This window comes from Pseudomonas sp. 910_23, from assembly GCF_052850795.1.
In genome coordinates this window covers 94,256-111,275 of the sequence record NZ_VXCZ01000019.1, presented here as the reverse complement: position 1 = coordinate 111,275, position 17,020 = coordinate 94,256, and the positions used below count along the sequence as shown (strand labels likewise).

General features: G+C 62.7%; 4 protein-coding genes. All 4 read left to right on the top strand.

The window, feature by feature from the left end; translation table 11 throughout:
• The first annotated feature begins 6 nt into the window (after nt 1–6).
• The 4 genes from FW800_RS21440 (at nt 7) to FW800_RS21425 (ending at nt 16,962) form a co-directional block, all read left to right on the top strand.
• A complete protein-coding gene (locus tag FW800_RS21440) occupies nt 7–1,116 on the top strand; it encodes a MupA/Atu3671 family FMN-dependent luciferase-like monooxygenase (protein WP_446438419.1) in 1,110 nt (369 codons plus the stop codon).
• Entirely contained in the window at nt 1,113–9,650 is an 8,538-nt protein-coding gene (locus FW800_RS21435) for an SDR family NAD(P)-dependent oxidoreductase (protein ID WP_446438418.1), read from the top strand. The genes FW800_RS21440 and FW800_RS21435 overlap by 4 nt, the downstream gene beginning before the upstream one ends.
• A gap of 34 nt (nt 9,651–9,684) precedes the next feature.
• Complete coding sequence (locus FW800_RS21430) at nt 9,685–10,590, top strand: hypothetical protein (protein WP_446438417.1); 906 nt, start codon at nt 9,685–9,687, stop codon at nt 10,588–10,590.
• A 141-nt stretch (nt 10,591–10,731) separates the two neighbouring features.
• A complete protein-coding gene (locus FW800_RS21425; RefSeq protein ID WP_446438416.1) occupies nt 10,732–16,962 on the top strand; it encodes an SDR family NAD(P)-dependent oxidoreductase in 6,231 nt (2,076 codons plus the stop codon).
• Nucleotides 16,963–17,020 lie beyond the last annotated feature (58 nt).

Genomic DNA, 17,020 nt, shown 5'->3' with positions numbered 1-17,020 from the left:
CAAGACATGTCAGTTGAACAATTACTCGGCCTGGGTGTGACGAACGCTGCGCGTGCGCCGCGTCAGCCTGCCTTCAGCCTGTTGTTTTTTTCCGATGTGCGCGAAGACATCAGCGCAAGCGAGAAATATGAGTTCGCTCGGTCGTTGACGTTGTTTGGCGATGCGCAGGGTTTTGAGGCCGTGTATTTTCCTGAGCGTCATTTCCACGAGTTTGGCGCGATTTACCCCGATTCCGCAGTAATGGCGGCGTCACTCATCCCCCAAACCCGACACATTCGTTTTCGCACCGCAGGCATCAGTTTGCCCCTGCATCACCCGGCGCGCGTGGTCGAAAGTTGGTCGATGAACGATGTACTCTCTGGCGGAAGGGTAGACCTTGGGTTCGGCTCAGGTTGGAGCCGGCCTGATTTTCTCTTGGCGCCGCACGCCTACGAGGACCGGCGCGAGGTGATGTGGCAACGCATCGAGCAGGTACGTCGCTTATGGGCGGGTGAGCGCCTTTCATTCCCGGGGCCTGGTGGCGATCCAGTGTCGGTCGTCACCTTTCCCCGACCCCTACAGACCAGCCTGAATGTCTGGATCCTGGTAGCGAAGAATACAGAGTCGTTCATTGCCGCTGGCAAGGCGGGTTTCAACGTCTTCACGATGTTGTACGGCATTGACCTGCCGGACCTGGCCGAAAAAATTGGGCTTTATCGCCAAGCGCGCCGCGATGCGGGATTCGACCCGGCTTCCGGGCGCGTCACCCTTATGCTGCATACCCTGGTCGGGCCCGATAGCGCCTGGGTTCGCCGAGCTGTCGAAGCACCGTTCAAAGACTATATCCGCAGCTCACTGGTAGCCCACATGAAAGCACGGGCGACGCCTGACGGTCGTCCCCTGGATGCCACAGAGCAGGAAAACGTCCTGCAATACGCATTTGAGCGGTATTACGAAACCGGCGCGTTGTTCGGGACGGTCGATGAGGTTCGGTATCGAGTCGGCCAAGTGCTTGAGACCGGCATCGATGAGATTGCCTGCCTGATGGATTTCGGCGTGGACTACGCCGTGGTGCATCAGTCCTTGCCCTACCTTGAACAACTCGTAGCCTCGTTCCAGGAGCGGTCAGCACAGTGAATATCGAACGCAAGAAAGCTCGCCTCGCCGCCGCCATCAATGCCTCGCTCAAGGCCCAGCCTGCCCCGTCCTTTCCTGAACCGGTGGCGATCATCGGGTTGTCCGCCAACGTCGCGCAGTCGGCTAGCGTACGTCAGTTCTGGCAGGCGCTGGATGATGATCGTTCGTTGATCGAGGAGATCCCGGCGACGCGCTTTGACTTCACGTCCTGGTACGCCGGATCGAATATTGAAGAAGGGAAAATGCGCACCCGTTGGGGCGGGTTTATACCCGCCATCGATCAATTCGATCCGGTCTTTTTTGGCATGTTGCCGGCGGAGGCGCGCAAGATGGATCCGCAACAACGCTTGTTGCTGATGTCGGTGCGCCAGACGTTTGAAGACGCCGGTTATCGCCACACTGACTGGAAAGGCTCGGCCACCGGTGTATTTATCGCCGCCGAGCGTAACGAATACCACCTCAACCTGCTCCAGGCCCAGATTGATCCCGGCGAAGGGCTGGACCAGGCGGCCAGTATGCTCGCCAACCGGGTGTCACATTTCTATGACCTGCGTGGGCCAAGCGAACGAATCGATGCGATGTGTGCCGGCGGTGCCGTCGCGCTTCATCACGCGGTCACCGCGCTGCGCAGTGGCCAGATCAATGCTGCGATCGTCGGTGCCTGCAACTTGCTGCTGCGCCCGGACGTGTTCGTGACGTTGTCGCAAAGCGGGCAAATGAGCCCCGAACCGACCGTGAGATCCTTCGGCGCCGGCGCTGACGGCTACCTGCGCGGCGAAGGCGTGTGCAGCCTGTTGCTCAAGCCGTTGTCGAAGGCTGAGGCCGACGGCGATCATATTTATGGGCTGATCCGCAATACGGCGGTCAATTACAACGGCGGCGACGCGGCGTCAATCGCTGCGCCCAGTGTGTCCGCACATTCAAGCCTGGTACAGGATTGCTACCGACGGGCGGGGATCGATCCACGCCACGTCAGCTACATCGAAGCCCAGGGCATGGGCAACCCCGTGGCAGATATCGCTGAGTGGGATGCCCTTAATCATGGCTTGCTGGCCTTGGGACGGGAGCAAGGCGTGCAGTTGCAGGAAGGCCAGTGCGCTATCAGCACGCTCAAGCCGATGAGCGGACATATGCATGCCGCTTCAGCCATTGGCGCGCTATTCAAGATCATCCGCAGCTTGCAGACCGAAAAGATTCATAAAATCCTCGACTTTGAGCAGCCCAATCTCCACCTGCATACCGCCGGACAGCCTTGCAGGCTCGCTACCCATACCGTTGATTGGCCACGCCAGGCTACCCCGCGCCTGGCGGGTTTGCATTCCTATGGCGCAGGCGGAAACAACGCACACATTTTAGTCGAAGAATACGTGCACCAAGCGCCCGGTCGTGTGGTGCCGAGTCAGGCCCCATTGCTGTTCCCCCTTAGCGCGCCGACCCCGGCGCTGCTGGCGCTGCTCGCGGCACAAATGCACCAGGCCTTGATCGATGAGCCGACGCTGTGCCTGGAAAGTGTCAGCGACACGCTCAAATTCGGGCGCGAGAAATTTGCCGCCGCCGTGGTCATCGTGGCCATGGAGCGCCCAGGCTTGCTCGATGTGCTAGCCCAGTTACACACGGGCGATCTTACGGGCGCAGTTGTCTTCGCCAAGGATGTCGCAGCGCCTACGGACGCGGCGCTTGACCCTTGGGCCGAGCTCTGGCTGGCGGGTGAGCGCCCGATGGCGAAGGCCACCCGCGCACCACGGGTGCCCCTGCCGACGACCCCCTTTGATACCCAGTCGTTCTGGTATGACGCGCCTGCACCCATGGCGGCGTATCCGGCTCCTGGTACATCGCGTACAGGGCGCCGAGCCTGGAGCCCGGACGCCGCCGAGCAAGCGGTACGTGAAGCATTGGCCCAAGCGCTGGAACAGCCTGCGGCATCACTGGATCTGGACGCGCAGTTCAGTGAGTTGGGTTTTGATTCGATGATGGTGCGTCAACTCTGCCGGCATATGCGCGACCAGGACATCGTGGTCGAGCCAGCGGTACTGTTCGAGCACGCTACGCCGGCGCGACTGGTGGCCTGGCTGGCTTGCGCGCCTGCGCAGCGCATTGCCGCCCCTTACCACCTGCCCAGTCCGGGCGCGCGTGGGCAGATCGCGATAATCGGCATGGCCGGGGTATATCCCAAGTCAGCGGATTTGTCGGCGTTCTGGGATTGCCTGGCAAACGCAGGGGACTGCATCGAAACCGTGCCCGAGCAACGCTGGAGCCTTGACGAGCATTTTAACGCGGACCGCCAGCGTGCGATCCAAGAGGGTAAAAGCTACGGTAAATGGGGTGGTTTCATCGAAGGCCTGGATGACTTCGACCCAATGTTCTTTAACTTTTCCCTGGCCGAAGCCACCTACATGCACCCCAAGGAACGTCAATTCATCCAGTGCGCATGGCATGCCCTGGAAGATGCCGGGTATACGCCTGCGTCTCTGGAGCAGGAGAAGGTCGGCGTGTTCGTGGGAGTGTCCAAGGCCGGGCACGATAACTATAAAGATTCGTTTTTTTCGATCGCCAACCGCGTGTCTTATCGCTTCGGGTTTACCGGGCCTAGCCTGCCCGTGGATACCGCCTGTTCTTCTTCGCTGACCGCGGTGCATGAGGCCTGCCTGCACTTGCAGGCAGGCGAGTGCACCGTGGCGGTTGTCGGTGGCGTCAATGCCTACACCCACCCTTCCACCTTTGCCGAGTTCGCACGACTGGGCGTGTTATCCGCCGATGGCAAGTCGCGAGCGTTCGGTGCGGGGGCCAATGGGTTTGTGCCCGGCGAAGGAGTGGGGGCGCTGTTGCTAAAGCCGCTGGAACGCGCGCTGGCGGACGGTGATATGGTTCACGGCGTCATCGCCGCCAGTGCGGTCAACCATGGCGGCAAAGCCAATGGCTACACGGTGCCCAACCCCGAAGCCCAGCGCGCCATGATTCGCCTGGCATTGGACCGGGCCGGCGTCAGTGCTGACCAGGTTACCTATGTGGAGGCCCACGGCACCGGTACGGCGCTGGGCGATCCCATCGAATTTCGCGGCCTGGTCGAGGCGTTTCGCCAGGACACCGAGCGCACCGGCTTCTGTCGCCTGGGGTCGGTCAAGAGCAACATCGGCCATCTTGAAGCTGCGGCTGGTATTGCCGGCCTGAGCAAGGTCCTCCTGCAGATGCGCCACGGGCAAATCGCGCCGTCGCTGCATTCGCAGCAGATGAACCCGGATATCGACGCCAGCCTCTCGCCTTTTCGCGTGCCTCAGGCGCTGGAACCGTGGGACGTCGACGGCGAGGGCGCGCAAGAGCGCATTGCATGCCTGTCATCCTTCGGTGCCGGCGGTGCCAATGCCCACGTGATCCTGCGCCAGGCCCCTGTGCGTGCCGAACCCGCCGAAGATGTGCGGGCCGACTACCTGATTGTCCTTTCGGCACGCCATGAGGCTGCACTTGTACGACAAGTTGACACCTTGTTAGTGTTTCTGGAACGCAATCCGTCGCTGCCCTTGCGTGACATTGCCTACACGCTGCAGGTGGGCCGCCAGGCCATGAATGCGCGATTGAGTTGCATCGCCACGTCGACTGCCGACCTCATGGATGCATTGCGTCGCTATTGTGCCGGTGAGGCCCACCCGGGCGTGCAGTCCACGACGCTCAAGGACGCCGACCGCCTGAGTTTGTTCGGTCAAGATGAATCAGCGATGACGTTGCTTGATCAGTGGTATGCCGAGAGCAAATGGGCGCAATTAGCCCAGTTATGGAGAGCGGGGGAGGTGATCGACTGGGCGCGCCTGGTGGCGCCGGGTACTGCCCGTCGTATCAGTTTGCCGGGCTATTCGTTCGACCGTGAACCCATCCCCAGGGCACCGCAACTGGTGCCTCTTGGCAGCGTGGCCCGGCCCCCGGCGCAGCCTGGCAGGGCGCCCGTACCACCTACCACCGCCGCGACATTATTGGTGCGCCCGCGCTGGCAGCCGGTGCAGGCCTCACCTGCGGCGGCGGCGCCTCGGCGGCGCCACGTCATCCTGTGTGAGTGGCCTGGAGAACGGTCGGATCATCCAGGTTGGCAGGTGCTGACGCCAAAGGGCTTGCCGACAGAACGCTACGTGCACTGTGTCGGGCAAATTGCTGAGCATTTGCGCCAGATCATTGTCGATGCGGCGCACGAAGTTATCTCGGTACAAGTGGTAATACCCGTCAATCGGTCTGCGTGGCTGAGTGGCATTCATGGGCTGCTGAGGTCGGCGCAACTTGAAAGCAGCAAGCTGCGAACGCAGTTGGTTGAAATCGACCAGAGCTTCACTTTTACGCAGGTTCGGCACGCCGTGGAGCAGGCTGCGGCCCTGGAGGTTCATCCGTGGTTGCGGTTCGACGCTCAAGGTGGCCATGCCCGTCAGTGGACGCAGGCGACAGTACTGGATGATACGCACCGCTGTAGGTGGAAGAACGCGGGTGTCTATCTGCTGACAGGGGGAATGGGCGGGTTGGCGCAGTGTTTCGCCGCCGATATTCTCAGCCGTGTCGAAGGCGCAACCGTGGTACTGCTGGGGCGCTCCCCCTTGGGCCAGGCCGGCCAGGATCGGCTGGATGCCCTGCGGCGCATGGGCGGCCAGGTCAGCTATGAGCAAGTCGATATCAGTGACGAGGTGGCTACCGAACGGCTCGTGGCTGATGTGCAAGCCCAGTACGGTGCGCTCAATGGTGTGCTGCATTGTGCAGGAACGCTGCGCGATGAGTTCTTGCGCAATTTCAAACACCAACACGGCGATGGGGTGCTGGCGGCCAAGGTGGGCGGTACCTGGTCGATCGATCAGGCGACGCGTCACTGCGACCTGGACTGTTTCGTGCTGTTTTCATCCGCCGCGGCAGCCGTCGGGCACCCGGGCCAGGCGTTCTACGCGGCGGCCAACGGCTTCATGGATGGGTTCGCCGAACAGCGCACCCAGCAGGTCCAGATGGGCGAGCGTCGAGGCCGAACCGTTTCGATTGCCTGGGGGCTGTGGCGCGACGGCGGCATGCAATTGGATGCACAGGCCAGTGCGTTGCTGGAGCGTGAGTCGGGCATGATCCCGTTGAGTCGCGAACACGGCGTTGCGGCGTTTCATCAAGTGATGGACAGTGATGCGTGCCGAATCGTGGTGATAGAAGGGGATGAACAGCGCCTGCGCCGGCGTCTGCATCCGCTGTCGAACGAGGCGACGCTGCCCGCTGATACACGCATGCTTGACGTGGTGAAAAGGTTGGCGGGGCAAGTGCTCGGCATCGCGACCAGCGAGCTTGAGGGTGACCACGACTTTGACAGCTATGGGTTGGATCAGGCGCGCTTTAATCAATTGATCCAGGCACTTGATCGCGAATGCGGGCTTGAGGTGTCGCCATTGGTTTATCGGCAAGTGCGTTGCCTCGACGATCTGGTGGCCCACCTGCCTGCCCAGCTACACGCCGGCACTGCGCCGCGTGCCGTGGCCGGCACCGCCTCAGCGCAAGTGCTGCTCGAGCATGCGTTGCAAGTGCTCAAACGGGTGCTATCCCCTGTGGTGCAATGGCCGGAGGATCGTCTGGACAGTGATGAGCCGCTGGAGCGCTACGGGCTGGACTCGATGATGGTCATGACGATCACCGCCGCGCTGGAGGCGCAATTCGGCGCGCTGCCCAAAACCTTGTTCTTTGAGTATTCGACGCTGCGCGCCTTGGCCGCATACCTGTGTCGCGAGCATGCATCGACGTTGGTGGCGCTGGTCGCCGACGTAGCGGGCACGCTGGCGTCAGGCCCCGATGAGGCGCGGGTGGCCGGTATTGCCAGCCACGACCCCGTGCCGGCCGACGCCGCGCAATCGCCTGCATCCGCCAAGGAGACGTCGCAACGCTTTGACGTCGCCATCATCGGCCTTGCCGGGCGCTATCCCCAGGCCCGCACCCTGGAAGAGTTTTGGCAGGTACTCAGCCAAGGGCGCGACTGTATCAGTGAGATTCCCACCGAGCGCTGGGACCACTCCCGTTATTACAGCGCTGATGAAGACGCGCCGGGCAAGACCTACGCGCGCTGGGGCGGGTTCATTGATGGAGTGGCTGAATTTGATCCGGCGTTTTTCGGTATCTCGCCGCGTGAAGCGATGGCCATGGAGCCCCAGGAGCGCTTGTTCCTGCAGACCGCTCACGAGGCCATTGAAGACGCCGGTTATACCCGCCAGGGCCTGGCAGCCAGCGCCCGTCAGGAAGATGCCGAGGGCATGGTCGGTGTATTCGTCGGCGTAACGTACGAAGAGTACCAACTGTATGGGGCGCAACAGACTGCCGAGGGGCGGCCGCTGGTGCTGTCCATGAGCCCATCGTCGATTGCCAATCGCGTTTCGTTCGTCAACGGGTTCCATGGGCCAAGCATGGCCATCGATGCGATGTGTGCGTCCTCACTGACGACTATTCACCTGGCCTGCCAGAGCCTGCACAGTGGCGAATGCCAAGTAGCGCTGGCCGGAGGCGTGAATGTATCGATTCACCCCGCCAAGTTCCTCATGCTGGGGGCAGGCAAATTTGCCTCCCGACGTGGCCGCTGTGAAAGCTTCGGTGCCAGTGGCAGCGGTTACGTGCCCAGTGAGGGTGTGGGGGCTGTACTGCTTAAACCGCTGCATCAGGCCCAGGCCGATGGCGACCGTATTTATGGAGTGATTCGCGGGAGTGCCATCAACCATGGCGGGCGAACCAACGGTTATGCAGTGCCTAATCCGGCAGCCCAGGCCGCGGTGATCAGCCGTGCCTTGCGCCAGGCGAACGTGCAGCCGCGGCAGATCGGTTATGTAGAAGCTCACGGCACGGGTACGGTGTTGGGCGACCCGATCGAGGTGGCCGGCCTGTCCCGTGCGTGGCGTGCTTACACGCCGGACCGGCAGTTCTGCGCCTTGGGGTCGGTCAAGTCCAATATCGGCCATTGCGAAAGCGCTGCGGGCATCGCCGGGCTGACCAAGGTATTGCTGCAAATGAAGCACGGACTGCTGGTGAGCTCACTGCACGCTGAAACGCTCAATCCCAATATCGACTTCAGCGAAACCCCCTTTCGTGTGCAGCGTACGCTGGCACCCTGGGAGCGCCCGCTCGGCTCCGATGGCGTCCCGGGCCTGCGCATGGCTGCCATTTCCTCCTTTGGCGCCGGCGGGGCCAATGCTCACCTGATCGTCAGCGAGGCGCCGCTGGCCCAAGCTGCTCACGCGGCGATGACAGTGACTGCGCCGTTACCCATCGTTCTCTCTGCACGCTCTCGCGAAGCCTTGCTGGAGGTGGCGCAGCGGCTCGTGGACTGGTGGTTGGACGCTGCGGCCAATCGCGAGCCAGACCTGCAAGCCCTGGCCTACACGCTGCAAGTGGGGCGCGAGGCCTGGGAGTGGCGGGTGGCGCTGTTGGTCACTTCGGGCGACGAACTGGTGCGTGAGCTGCGCGCCTTTATCGATGGCGCGCTAGAGGGGCCGTCCTGGTGGTCCGGCAGCCTGCCCGAGGCGCACAGCCTGGCGACGCGTCCCAGTGAGCAAGCCTGCGCCGCCATTCGGCAGATGTTCGACCAGGCTGACTTGGGGGGCATCCTGCGTCGCTGGGTGCAAGGCGAAGCGGTTGACTGGTCACCGCTGTATCACTCGCACCGTCCAGCGCGCCTTGGCCTGCCGACGTACCCGTTTGCCCGGCAACGTTATTGGGCGCCGAGTGAGGTGGCGGTCTCGGTTGAGTCTGTGGCGTCCGTGGCGCAGGGCGGCAAGATTCGCCTGCGTGCACTGGATACTTTGCCTGTGGCTGATAGCGCACCCATCGTGCCGCCCGCGCCGCGGATACTCAGCCAACCCGCGCCTTTAGCGGCCAAGGCGGCGCCGGTCGTCCCAGTGGCCGACGACGAATGTGCACAGTTCCTGCGCCAGAGCCTGGCGGCCATGCTGTATTGCGAGCCAGGCCAAATACGCGACGGGAGCCGCTTCCTGGAGTTGGGTCTGGACTCGGTGATCGCCGCGCAATGGATCCGTGAAATCAACAAGCACTACCAGTTGAAGATTCCCGCCGACGGCATTTATACCTATCCGGTATTCAAGGCCTTTACGCAATGGGTGGGCGCCCAGCTTCAGCCAACTCAAGCAACGGCTGCGCCGGTCCAGCGCGAGCCAGTGGCATCGGCACCGCAGCCTGGCGCGCAGGCAAGTGCGCAACGCGAGTCGATCCAGGACTACCTCAAGCAAAGCCTGGGTGAACTGTTGTTTCTCGACCCTGGGCAGTTGCGCAGTGGCGCGCAGTTCCTGGACCTGGGAATGGACTCGGTCACAGGCACACAATGGATGCGCGGGGTCAGCCGGCACTTTTCCATTCAACTAGCGGCCGACGCGATCTACACCTGGCCCACGCTCAAGTCCCTGGCGGATGAGGTCGATCGCCGGGTGCAGGTTGTACACAGCTCCGATGACTTGCTCGATACGATCCTGAACCAGGTGCAGAGTGGCGCCTTGGCGGCTGACAGCGCTTGCGCAGTGGTCGAAGACGTGTTGGCGCAGCGGTAGCAACCATGACTTTCAATGTCGCAGGTAAGTAACGATGAGAACTGCCTATTTGGCCTCCACCGCCTATGTCCTGGGTGAACAGGCCCATGATTATCGCGACGCGGCTTCTTTCGAGGCGGTGTGCAAGCAACACAGCATGCCCGATTTCGCCAGTGTGTTTGGCTGGGGCACCTACTGGCGTACGACACGCTCGGTCGGCGAACTGCTGGTTGAGTCAGTCGCTGGCACATTGGCCAGCAGCGGCTTACGGGGCTGTGACATTGATGCGCTGGTGGTGTGCAGCAGCAATTTCGAGTCGGGCCAGGTGGTGGACTATCTGCCGCTGCTGCGCGAGCTGCAACTGGATCGCGCCTTCCCGCTGGGCGTGACATGGGGCGATTGCACCATGCTGTTGGCAGGCCTTGAGGTCGCCCGCGCCCAGGTATTGGCCGGGCTGGACAATGTGCTGGTGGTCTCGGCCAATCGTATCGAAGACGAAGCTTTCCGGTTCCAGCATTACGCGTTGTTCAGTGATGGTGCTGCCAGTTGCCTGGTGACTTCAGGGCGCCGCCGCGGCTTCGAGATGCTCGGCAGCCTGGCCAGGTCAAATGCCGGGCTGGCACACGACCCCAAGGAGGATGACACCCGGCTGTTCCGTGAGGTGCATGAGCAGTTTATGCACCGCCAGCAGATTAATACGGCGGACCTGGAACAGGTGGTGTGCAGCAACGTGTTCCTGCCAGTGCTCAAGATCAAGGAGGGCCGGCAGGGGGTGAGCGGTACACAGTTGTATGTGGATAACGTGACGCGGGTGGGGCATTGTTTTTCCGCTGATTCGCTGATCAACCTGTGCGATTACCAGGCGCGTGCGCAGCAGGTGCATGGCGGCCTGGTGATGTTGACTGCCAATGCCGATGGGCTGCGCTGCCAGACATTGTTGCAACGGGTGAGTGATGCCTGAAACCGGCGGGCTACCTTGGCTGTGTGGGCAAACCTATAACCGCTCATAGGTTTGGTCAGGATCGAATTCTTGTAAGTTGAGAATGATGTGGGGTCGCCTGGCGGCCATTCCTCAAGAATTCTCCAAGGGTCGATACTGAACATGGTCAAAGACTTCGACAGCAATGAGAATGCCGGCAATGCGTCCGGGTCGGATACCCACCCGCATGCTTTCGACATTGCGATTATCGGGCTGGCGGGCCGCTATCCCCAGGCCGAAAATATCGAGGAGCTTTGGGAAAACCTCAAGCTGGGTCGCGATTGCATTACCACGGTCCCTTCGCAACGTTGGGACCACGACGCGATCTATGACCCATCCAAGGGTGTCTCCGGCAAGACCTACAGCAAGTGGGGCGGCTTCCTGCGTGGAGTCGATGAATTCGATCCGCGCTTTTTCAACATTTCACCGCGTGAAGCCGAGATCATGGACCCGCAGGAGCGCCTGTTTCTGCAGTGCGCCTACCACGTGCTCGAGGACGCCGGCTACACACGCCAGAGCTTGAGCGCCAAAGGCCGGGTTGGCGTCTATGTTGGCGTTCAGTACACCGAATACACCGCCTTCAGCACCGCACAGACGCTGGTCGCCGCACTGCCTGCCTCCATCGCCAACCGCGTGTCATTCTTCTGTGATTTTCGCGGCCCCAGCCTCACGCTCGACAGCATGTGCTCATCCTCGCTGACCACTATTCACCTGGCGTGTCAGAGCCTGCGCAGTGGCGAGTCGGAGTACGCCATTGCCGGTGGCGTTAATGTGTCGATCCATCCCAACAAGTACCTGCTGCATGCCCAGGGCCGTTTCGCGTCCAGTGTGGGTTGCTGCAAGACCTTTGGCCAAGGGGGCGACGGCTATGTGCCGGCCGAAGGCGTGGGCGCCGTGTTGCTCAAACCGTTGCCCCAGGCCATCGCCGACGGCGACCGTATCCATGCAGTGATAAAGGGCAGTTCAATCAACCATGGCGGACGGGCGACCGGGTTTACCGTGCCCAAATCGTCGGCCCAGGCCGTGGCCGTGCGTTCGGCGTTGCACCAGGCCGGCCTGGCGTCCAGCGACCTGAGCTACATAGAAGCGCATGGCACCGGCACGGCCCTAGGCGACCTGATCGAAATCGAAGGTTTGCGCACCGTGTTCGAAGCTGACGGCTTTGAACCGCAAACCTGCGCCATCGGCTCGATCAAATCGAATATCGGCCATTGTGAAAGCGCCGCGGGGATAGCCGGCCTGACCAAGGTCTTGTTGCAGCTCAAGCACCGCCAGTTGGTGCCGTCGCTGCACTCCACGCAGCTCAATCGCAATATTGATTTTGCCGGCAGCCCGTTTCACGTCCAACAAACCCTGGAGCCCTGGCTACCCAAGGGCGCCGCCGATGCTGTGCAGCCGCGCCGTGCAGGTATTTCGTCATTTGGTGCCGGCGGTTCGAACGCGCACCTGGTGGTCGAGGAGTATTCCCCCCAGGCGCAGGCCCACACCCACGTACCGACGTTGCCGAGCGACGTCCTCATTGTGCTGTCGGCACGCACGCATGAGCGCCTGCAGGCGGTAGCGGCGCTGTTGCTGGGGCGCCTGGAGCAAACGCCACTGGCCTGCGACCTGGCGGGTTTGCATGATCTTGCCTACACCTTGCAGGTGGGCCGCGAAGCCCTGGACGCGCGGGCCGCGTTCACGGCCCAATCAGTGCAGGTGCTCAAGGAACGCTTGGTTGCCTTGGCAGACGGGGCCCAGCATCCCGACGTGCTCATTGGCCAGGCGCTCAAGCCGGTACGCCTGCGTGCGGGCGAAACGGCGGTGCCAGTGCAATCGCCGGCCATGGACGATAACCAGGCGGTGATGCGTCACTGGGTCAGCGGCGGTCAGGTCGAGTGGGCGCAGTTGTATCAAGGGTTCCAGCCGGCCCGAATCAGCCTGCCGCTGTACCCGTTCGTTCGGGAACGCTGCTGGGTGCCACCTGCGCCGCAGACTGCAGTGCTCGGGCGCTTCGCTGCACCCGGCGACGGCCCGCATCCGCTGCTGTCACGACAGATCACGGCAGGTGACAGCCAGCAATTTGAAGCGCAGTTTTGCGGCGACGAATTTTTTCTCGACCACCACCGTGTCAACGGGCGCAAGGTGCTGCCGGGCGTGGTCTACCTCGAAATGGCGCTGGCGGCGCTTTCGCGGGTTTCTGGGCAAGCCGACCTGGCCCTGAACAGCATACTGTGGGTGCGCCCCTTCGAGTGCTTTAACGATCCAGTCACCCTTACCCTGGCTGTGGAACAGGCTCGCAAGGGCAGCGGTTGGGAGTTCGAGTTCTTTGCCTGGCTTACCCGTGAGCCGGGGGGCGAACCGGTGCGCCAGGTCTATTGCCGCGGCCAGGCGTCGGTGCCTGCAGAGCCCGCCCCCCTGGCCCACCTGGACGTGAACGCACTCGCGGCGCTGGCGCAAGGCGCGGCGTCGACCACCGAGTTCTATCGCCATTTTGCCGCCGTGGGTATCGAATATGGCCCTGGCCATCAGGGCCTGCATGCCTTGCGTGGCGGCGCCGAGCAAGTGCTGGGGCATGTGCGCTTGCCAGACTTCCTCAAGCCGGGTGATGAGTTCCGCTTGCATCCTTGTCTGCTCGACAGTGCACTGCAGGCAGCCATGGGTTTCACCACAGGCAGTGAGTCATCGCAAGGGCCCCAGGTGCCTTTCTCCCTGGAGCAATTGACCCTGGGCCGTTCCAGGCGCACACCCGCCTGGGTGAGGCTTACTGCACACACATCGGGTGGCGGTCGTGGCAGCTTTGCCTTCGATGTGGAGGTGTTCGACGCTCAAGGCGAGCCCTGTGTGCATCTGCATGGCCTGCGCTCACGGGTCATGGCACGAGCGCCTGCGCCGCCCAGCCTGGCCTTGATGACACCCGGCCTTGAGGCATTTGTCGAACCTGCTTGGGCCGGCCTTTCACACGCTCACCGGATTTACCTGTGCCCGGGCAGCGAAGCTTACGCCGCCCAGGTTGCCGAGCACTTTCCCCAAGCCCAATGCGTACTGCTCGAATCCGGCGATGATCAGGGGCTGATATTGCCTGAGCGCTACTGCCGGGCCGCGCAAGCATTGAGCGAGCACCTGCGCCAATTACCGCACGACGGGCAAGGTTGCCTGGCGCAACTGGTCGTCGCCGACGACGATAGCTCAGGCCTGTTCGCCGGGTTGTTCGGGCTGCTGCGATCATTTGCCCGCGAGCAAACTTCATTGCGGGTGCAACTGCTCCACCTGCAGCCGGGCGATGCGTTGCCGCCACTGCTGCAGAGCGCCTGCACCGCAGATGCGGAACTCGCCCTGCACCGTCGTGATGGTCAACTGTTCAGCGCCAGCTGGCAGCGCCGGCCTGACGAACAACTGCCGGCCGAGCCGGGTGCCGCGCCGTGGAAACCTACGGGGGTTTACCTGCTCACGGGAGCTTCTGGCGCCCTGGCACGCAGCATCGCGCTGGATATCGCCCGCGCAGCAGAGGGCGTGAGCCTGGTACTGGTGGGGCGTGGAGTGCCGGATGACGACATGGCGGCCCATATCGAGCAACTCGAGAGCTTGGGCGCGCAGGTGTTGCATCGCACGGCCGACCTCGCGGACGCGACAGCTTTACGCGCACTTGTGCAGGAAGTATCAGCTCGCGTGGGATCGCTCACGGGTGTGCTGCACATCGCCGGCTGTCGTCAGGATGGGTTGCTCAGGAACAAATCGGCCGAGCACCTGCGCCAGGTGTTGCTGCCCAAGGTTGACGGCCTGTGGAACCTGGACTGCGCGACGCAAGACCAGCCCCTGGAGTTCTTCCTGGCCTTTGCCTCCATCGCGGGTGCCTTGGGTAATGCGGGTCAAAGCGACTATGCCTGCGCCAACGCGTTCATGGATCAATTCGCTGAATATCGTAATCGACAGGTGGCTGACGGCACTCGACAGGGCCATACCATCGCGATCGACTGGCCGCTGTGGGAGGACGGAGGCATGCAGTTGAGCCCTGAGCACATGGGCGCGATGACCAAGGCAACCGGCCTGCGGCCTTTGGCGACGACGCAGGGACTACAGGTGCTGCGCCATATCATCCACCAAGGCGGCGCACGCTGGTTGGTACTGCCAGGGCAGGGCGCCACCTTCGAGGCACTGGTAGCCGGGCTTGGCGTGGGGGTTGCCGCTGCCGTGGCACCGCGCAGTCAGGTGGACCCAAGCGATACTTTGCGTGGGCTGGTCGGGCAGATCCTCAAAGTCGACGCGCAAGAGATCGACGACACCACGGCATTTTCGGACATGGGCTTTGACTCGGTGATGCTGACCGAGCTGGCAACCGCCATCAATCGCACCTACACACTCGAACTGGGTACCGCGGCGCTGTTTGAGCATCCGACGCTGCAAGCACTGGCGGCGCACCTGCAAGGGGCGCGGACGGCCGAATCGCAGCCGCCGGCACCGGGCTTGACCCGGGCGCAGGTTGCCCAGGGCGTGCGGGAAGTGGTCGCCGAGGCCCTCAAAGTGCGTTTGGAGGACATCGGCGATGATGATCCCTGGAGTGACTACGGGATGGACTCGGTGAGCAGTGTCCAAATGACCGGGCTGCTCAACGAACGCTTCGATATCCAATTGGCCGCCGATACGTTCCAGGCTTTTGGCAACGTGGTTGAATTGACCACCGCGATTGCCGACATCCAGGTGGTGATGGCGTGTGCCGATATCGAGCGCCAGCCCAGCGCTGGCGGTGGGGTAATTGCTGATACAGCGCTGCTCGATGAGTTGGTGGCATTGGTGTGTCAATTGTTGAAAACCGTCGCGGGCGATATCGACCCGCACACCGATCTGCATGACTTCGGTTTCGACTCGGTACTGCTGACTCAACTGTTGGCACAGATCAGCAGTACCTACGGCGTCGAACTCGACCCCGGGAGTGTTCTGGAAGATGCGACCGTGGCCGGTTTGGTGGCTCAGGTACAGGCGCAGCGCCATGGCGCAGAGCCGGCTTCGCTGCGGGTGCCGCAGGTGCAGGAGCGCCCGGCTCCTCAACGCGTGGTTACCCTGGCGGAGCCTGAGCAGCGGGCCGACCGGCAAAGCCCGGTCGTGGTGCTGTTATCGGCCGGCAGTGCGGCGCAGTTACGGCAGGTGGCGGACAACTTGTTGCACCTGATCGACGGCCAGGCCGACCATGACGTGGACCTGCACACCCTCGCCAGGGTGACCCAGGCCGGCAGTGGCTTGATGCCCGTACGGTTGGGGCTCAGTGTGGTCAGCCTGGAGGCATTGGCCGAGCAGTTGCGCGCCTATCTGCAAACCGATGAGCACAGCGCTTACGCTCAAGTGGGTAACGCCGAGGTCGATGCCAGTGTGCTCAATCGCGTCATGGCATTGCCAGGCCTGGCCGATCAAGTGCAGGGCTGGCTGGATCAAGGCGGCACCTTGCCGTTATTGCAGCTGTGGTCCCAGGGCCTGGACGTGGATTGGCGTTCGCTGGCGGGCGCGGAATCGCCAGCGTCCGCGCTCAGCCGCATGCCTGCGTCGCCGTTGCGTGAGCCCGCCCCGGTCGTGACGCTGCTCAATCACGCTGGCGAGCAAGGGCTTTTCTGTTTCCCCGCCGCGGGTGCGGGCGCGCAGTCTTTTCATGCATTGGCCGCGGCCCTTGGCGATGTCGCGCAGTTGCAGGTGCTGGAGTACCCACCGCTGGATACGCAGGCACCGCCAGACCTGTCGATGCAGCGCATGGTCGCTGCGCATGTTCATACCGTCACCCGTCGCTGCCCCGCTGGCGTCGTCCGTTTGCTCGGACACTCTTTTGGGGCCAGCGTGGCTTTCGAGGTGGCGGTTGAACTCCAGGCACGCGGACGCCAGGTGCAGTTGTTCATGCTCGACAGCTTTTTCTATGTGCCTCAAGAGCTTCAAGGTGAGGTGTTGACCAGCGCGCAGTTGCGCTACTTCCTGGGTGATACACCGCTCTGCGCACGCCTGCTGGACGCCCAGGACAAAGGCGCCGTGGTGTCCCTCAAGCAGGTACGCGAGCTGATGCGTGATGCCAGCCTCAACCAGGGCCCCGCACAGGGTCCGGGTGCATGGCTGGCGGCGCAGATCGCCATGAGTGTCGACTATCGCCCCACCCACACCTTCACCGGCGACACCTGCGTGATCATCGCGGCGCAAAGCATTCTCGGCGCAAGCAGTCTTCCCCACACCCTGGCGCGCTATTGCGCCTACCTGACCGCCAGCCCCCATGTGGCCACGGTGGACGGTGGCCATATGTCGATGCTCAACCCGGGCAACGTCCATACCTTGGCGCGTGCGCTACGCCTGCACCTTGATACACCGGGTGGTAAGTCCCAAGGGCGACGCGCAGGCGAATTCTGAAGGTGGAGCGGCAAGGCTCCGCCTCAAGGGCGCGGCCGTGCCCGGGTTTGAGCAGTTC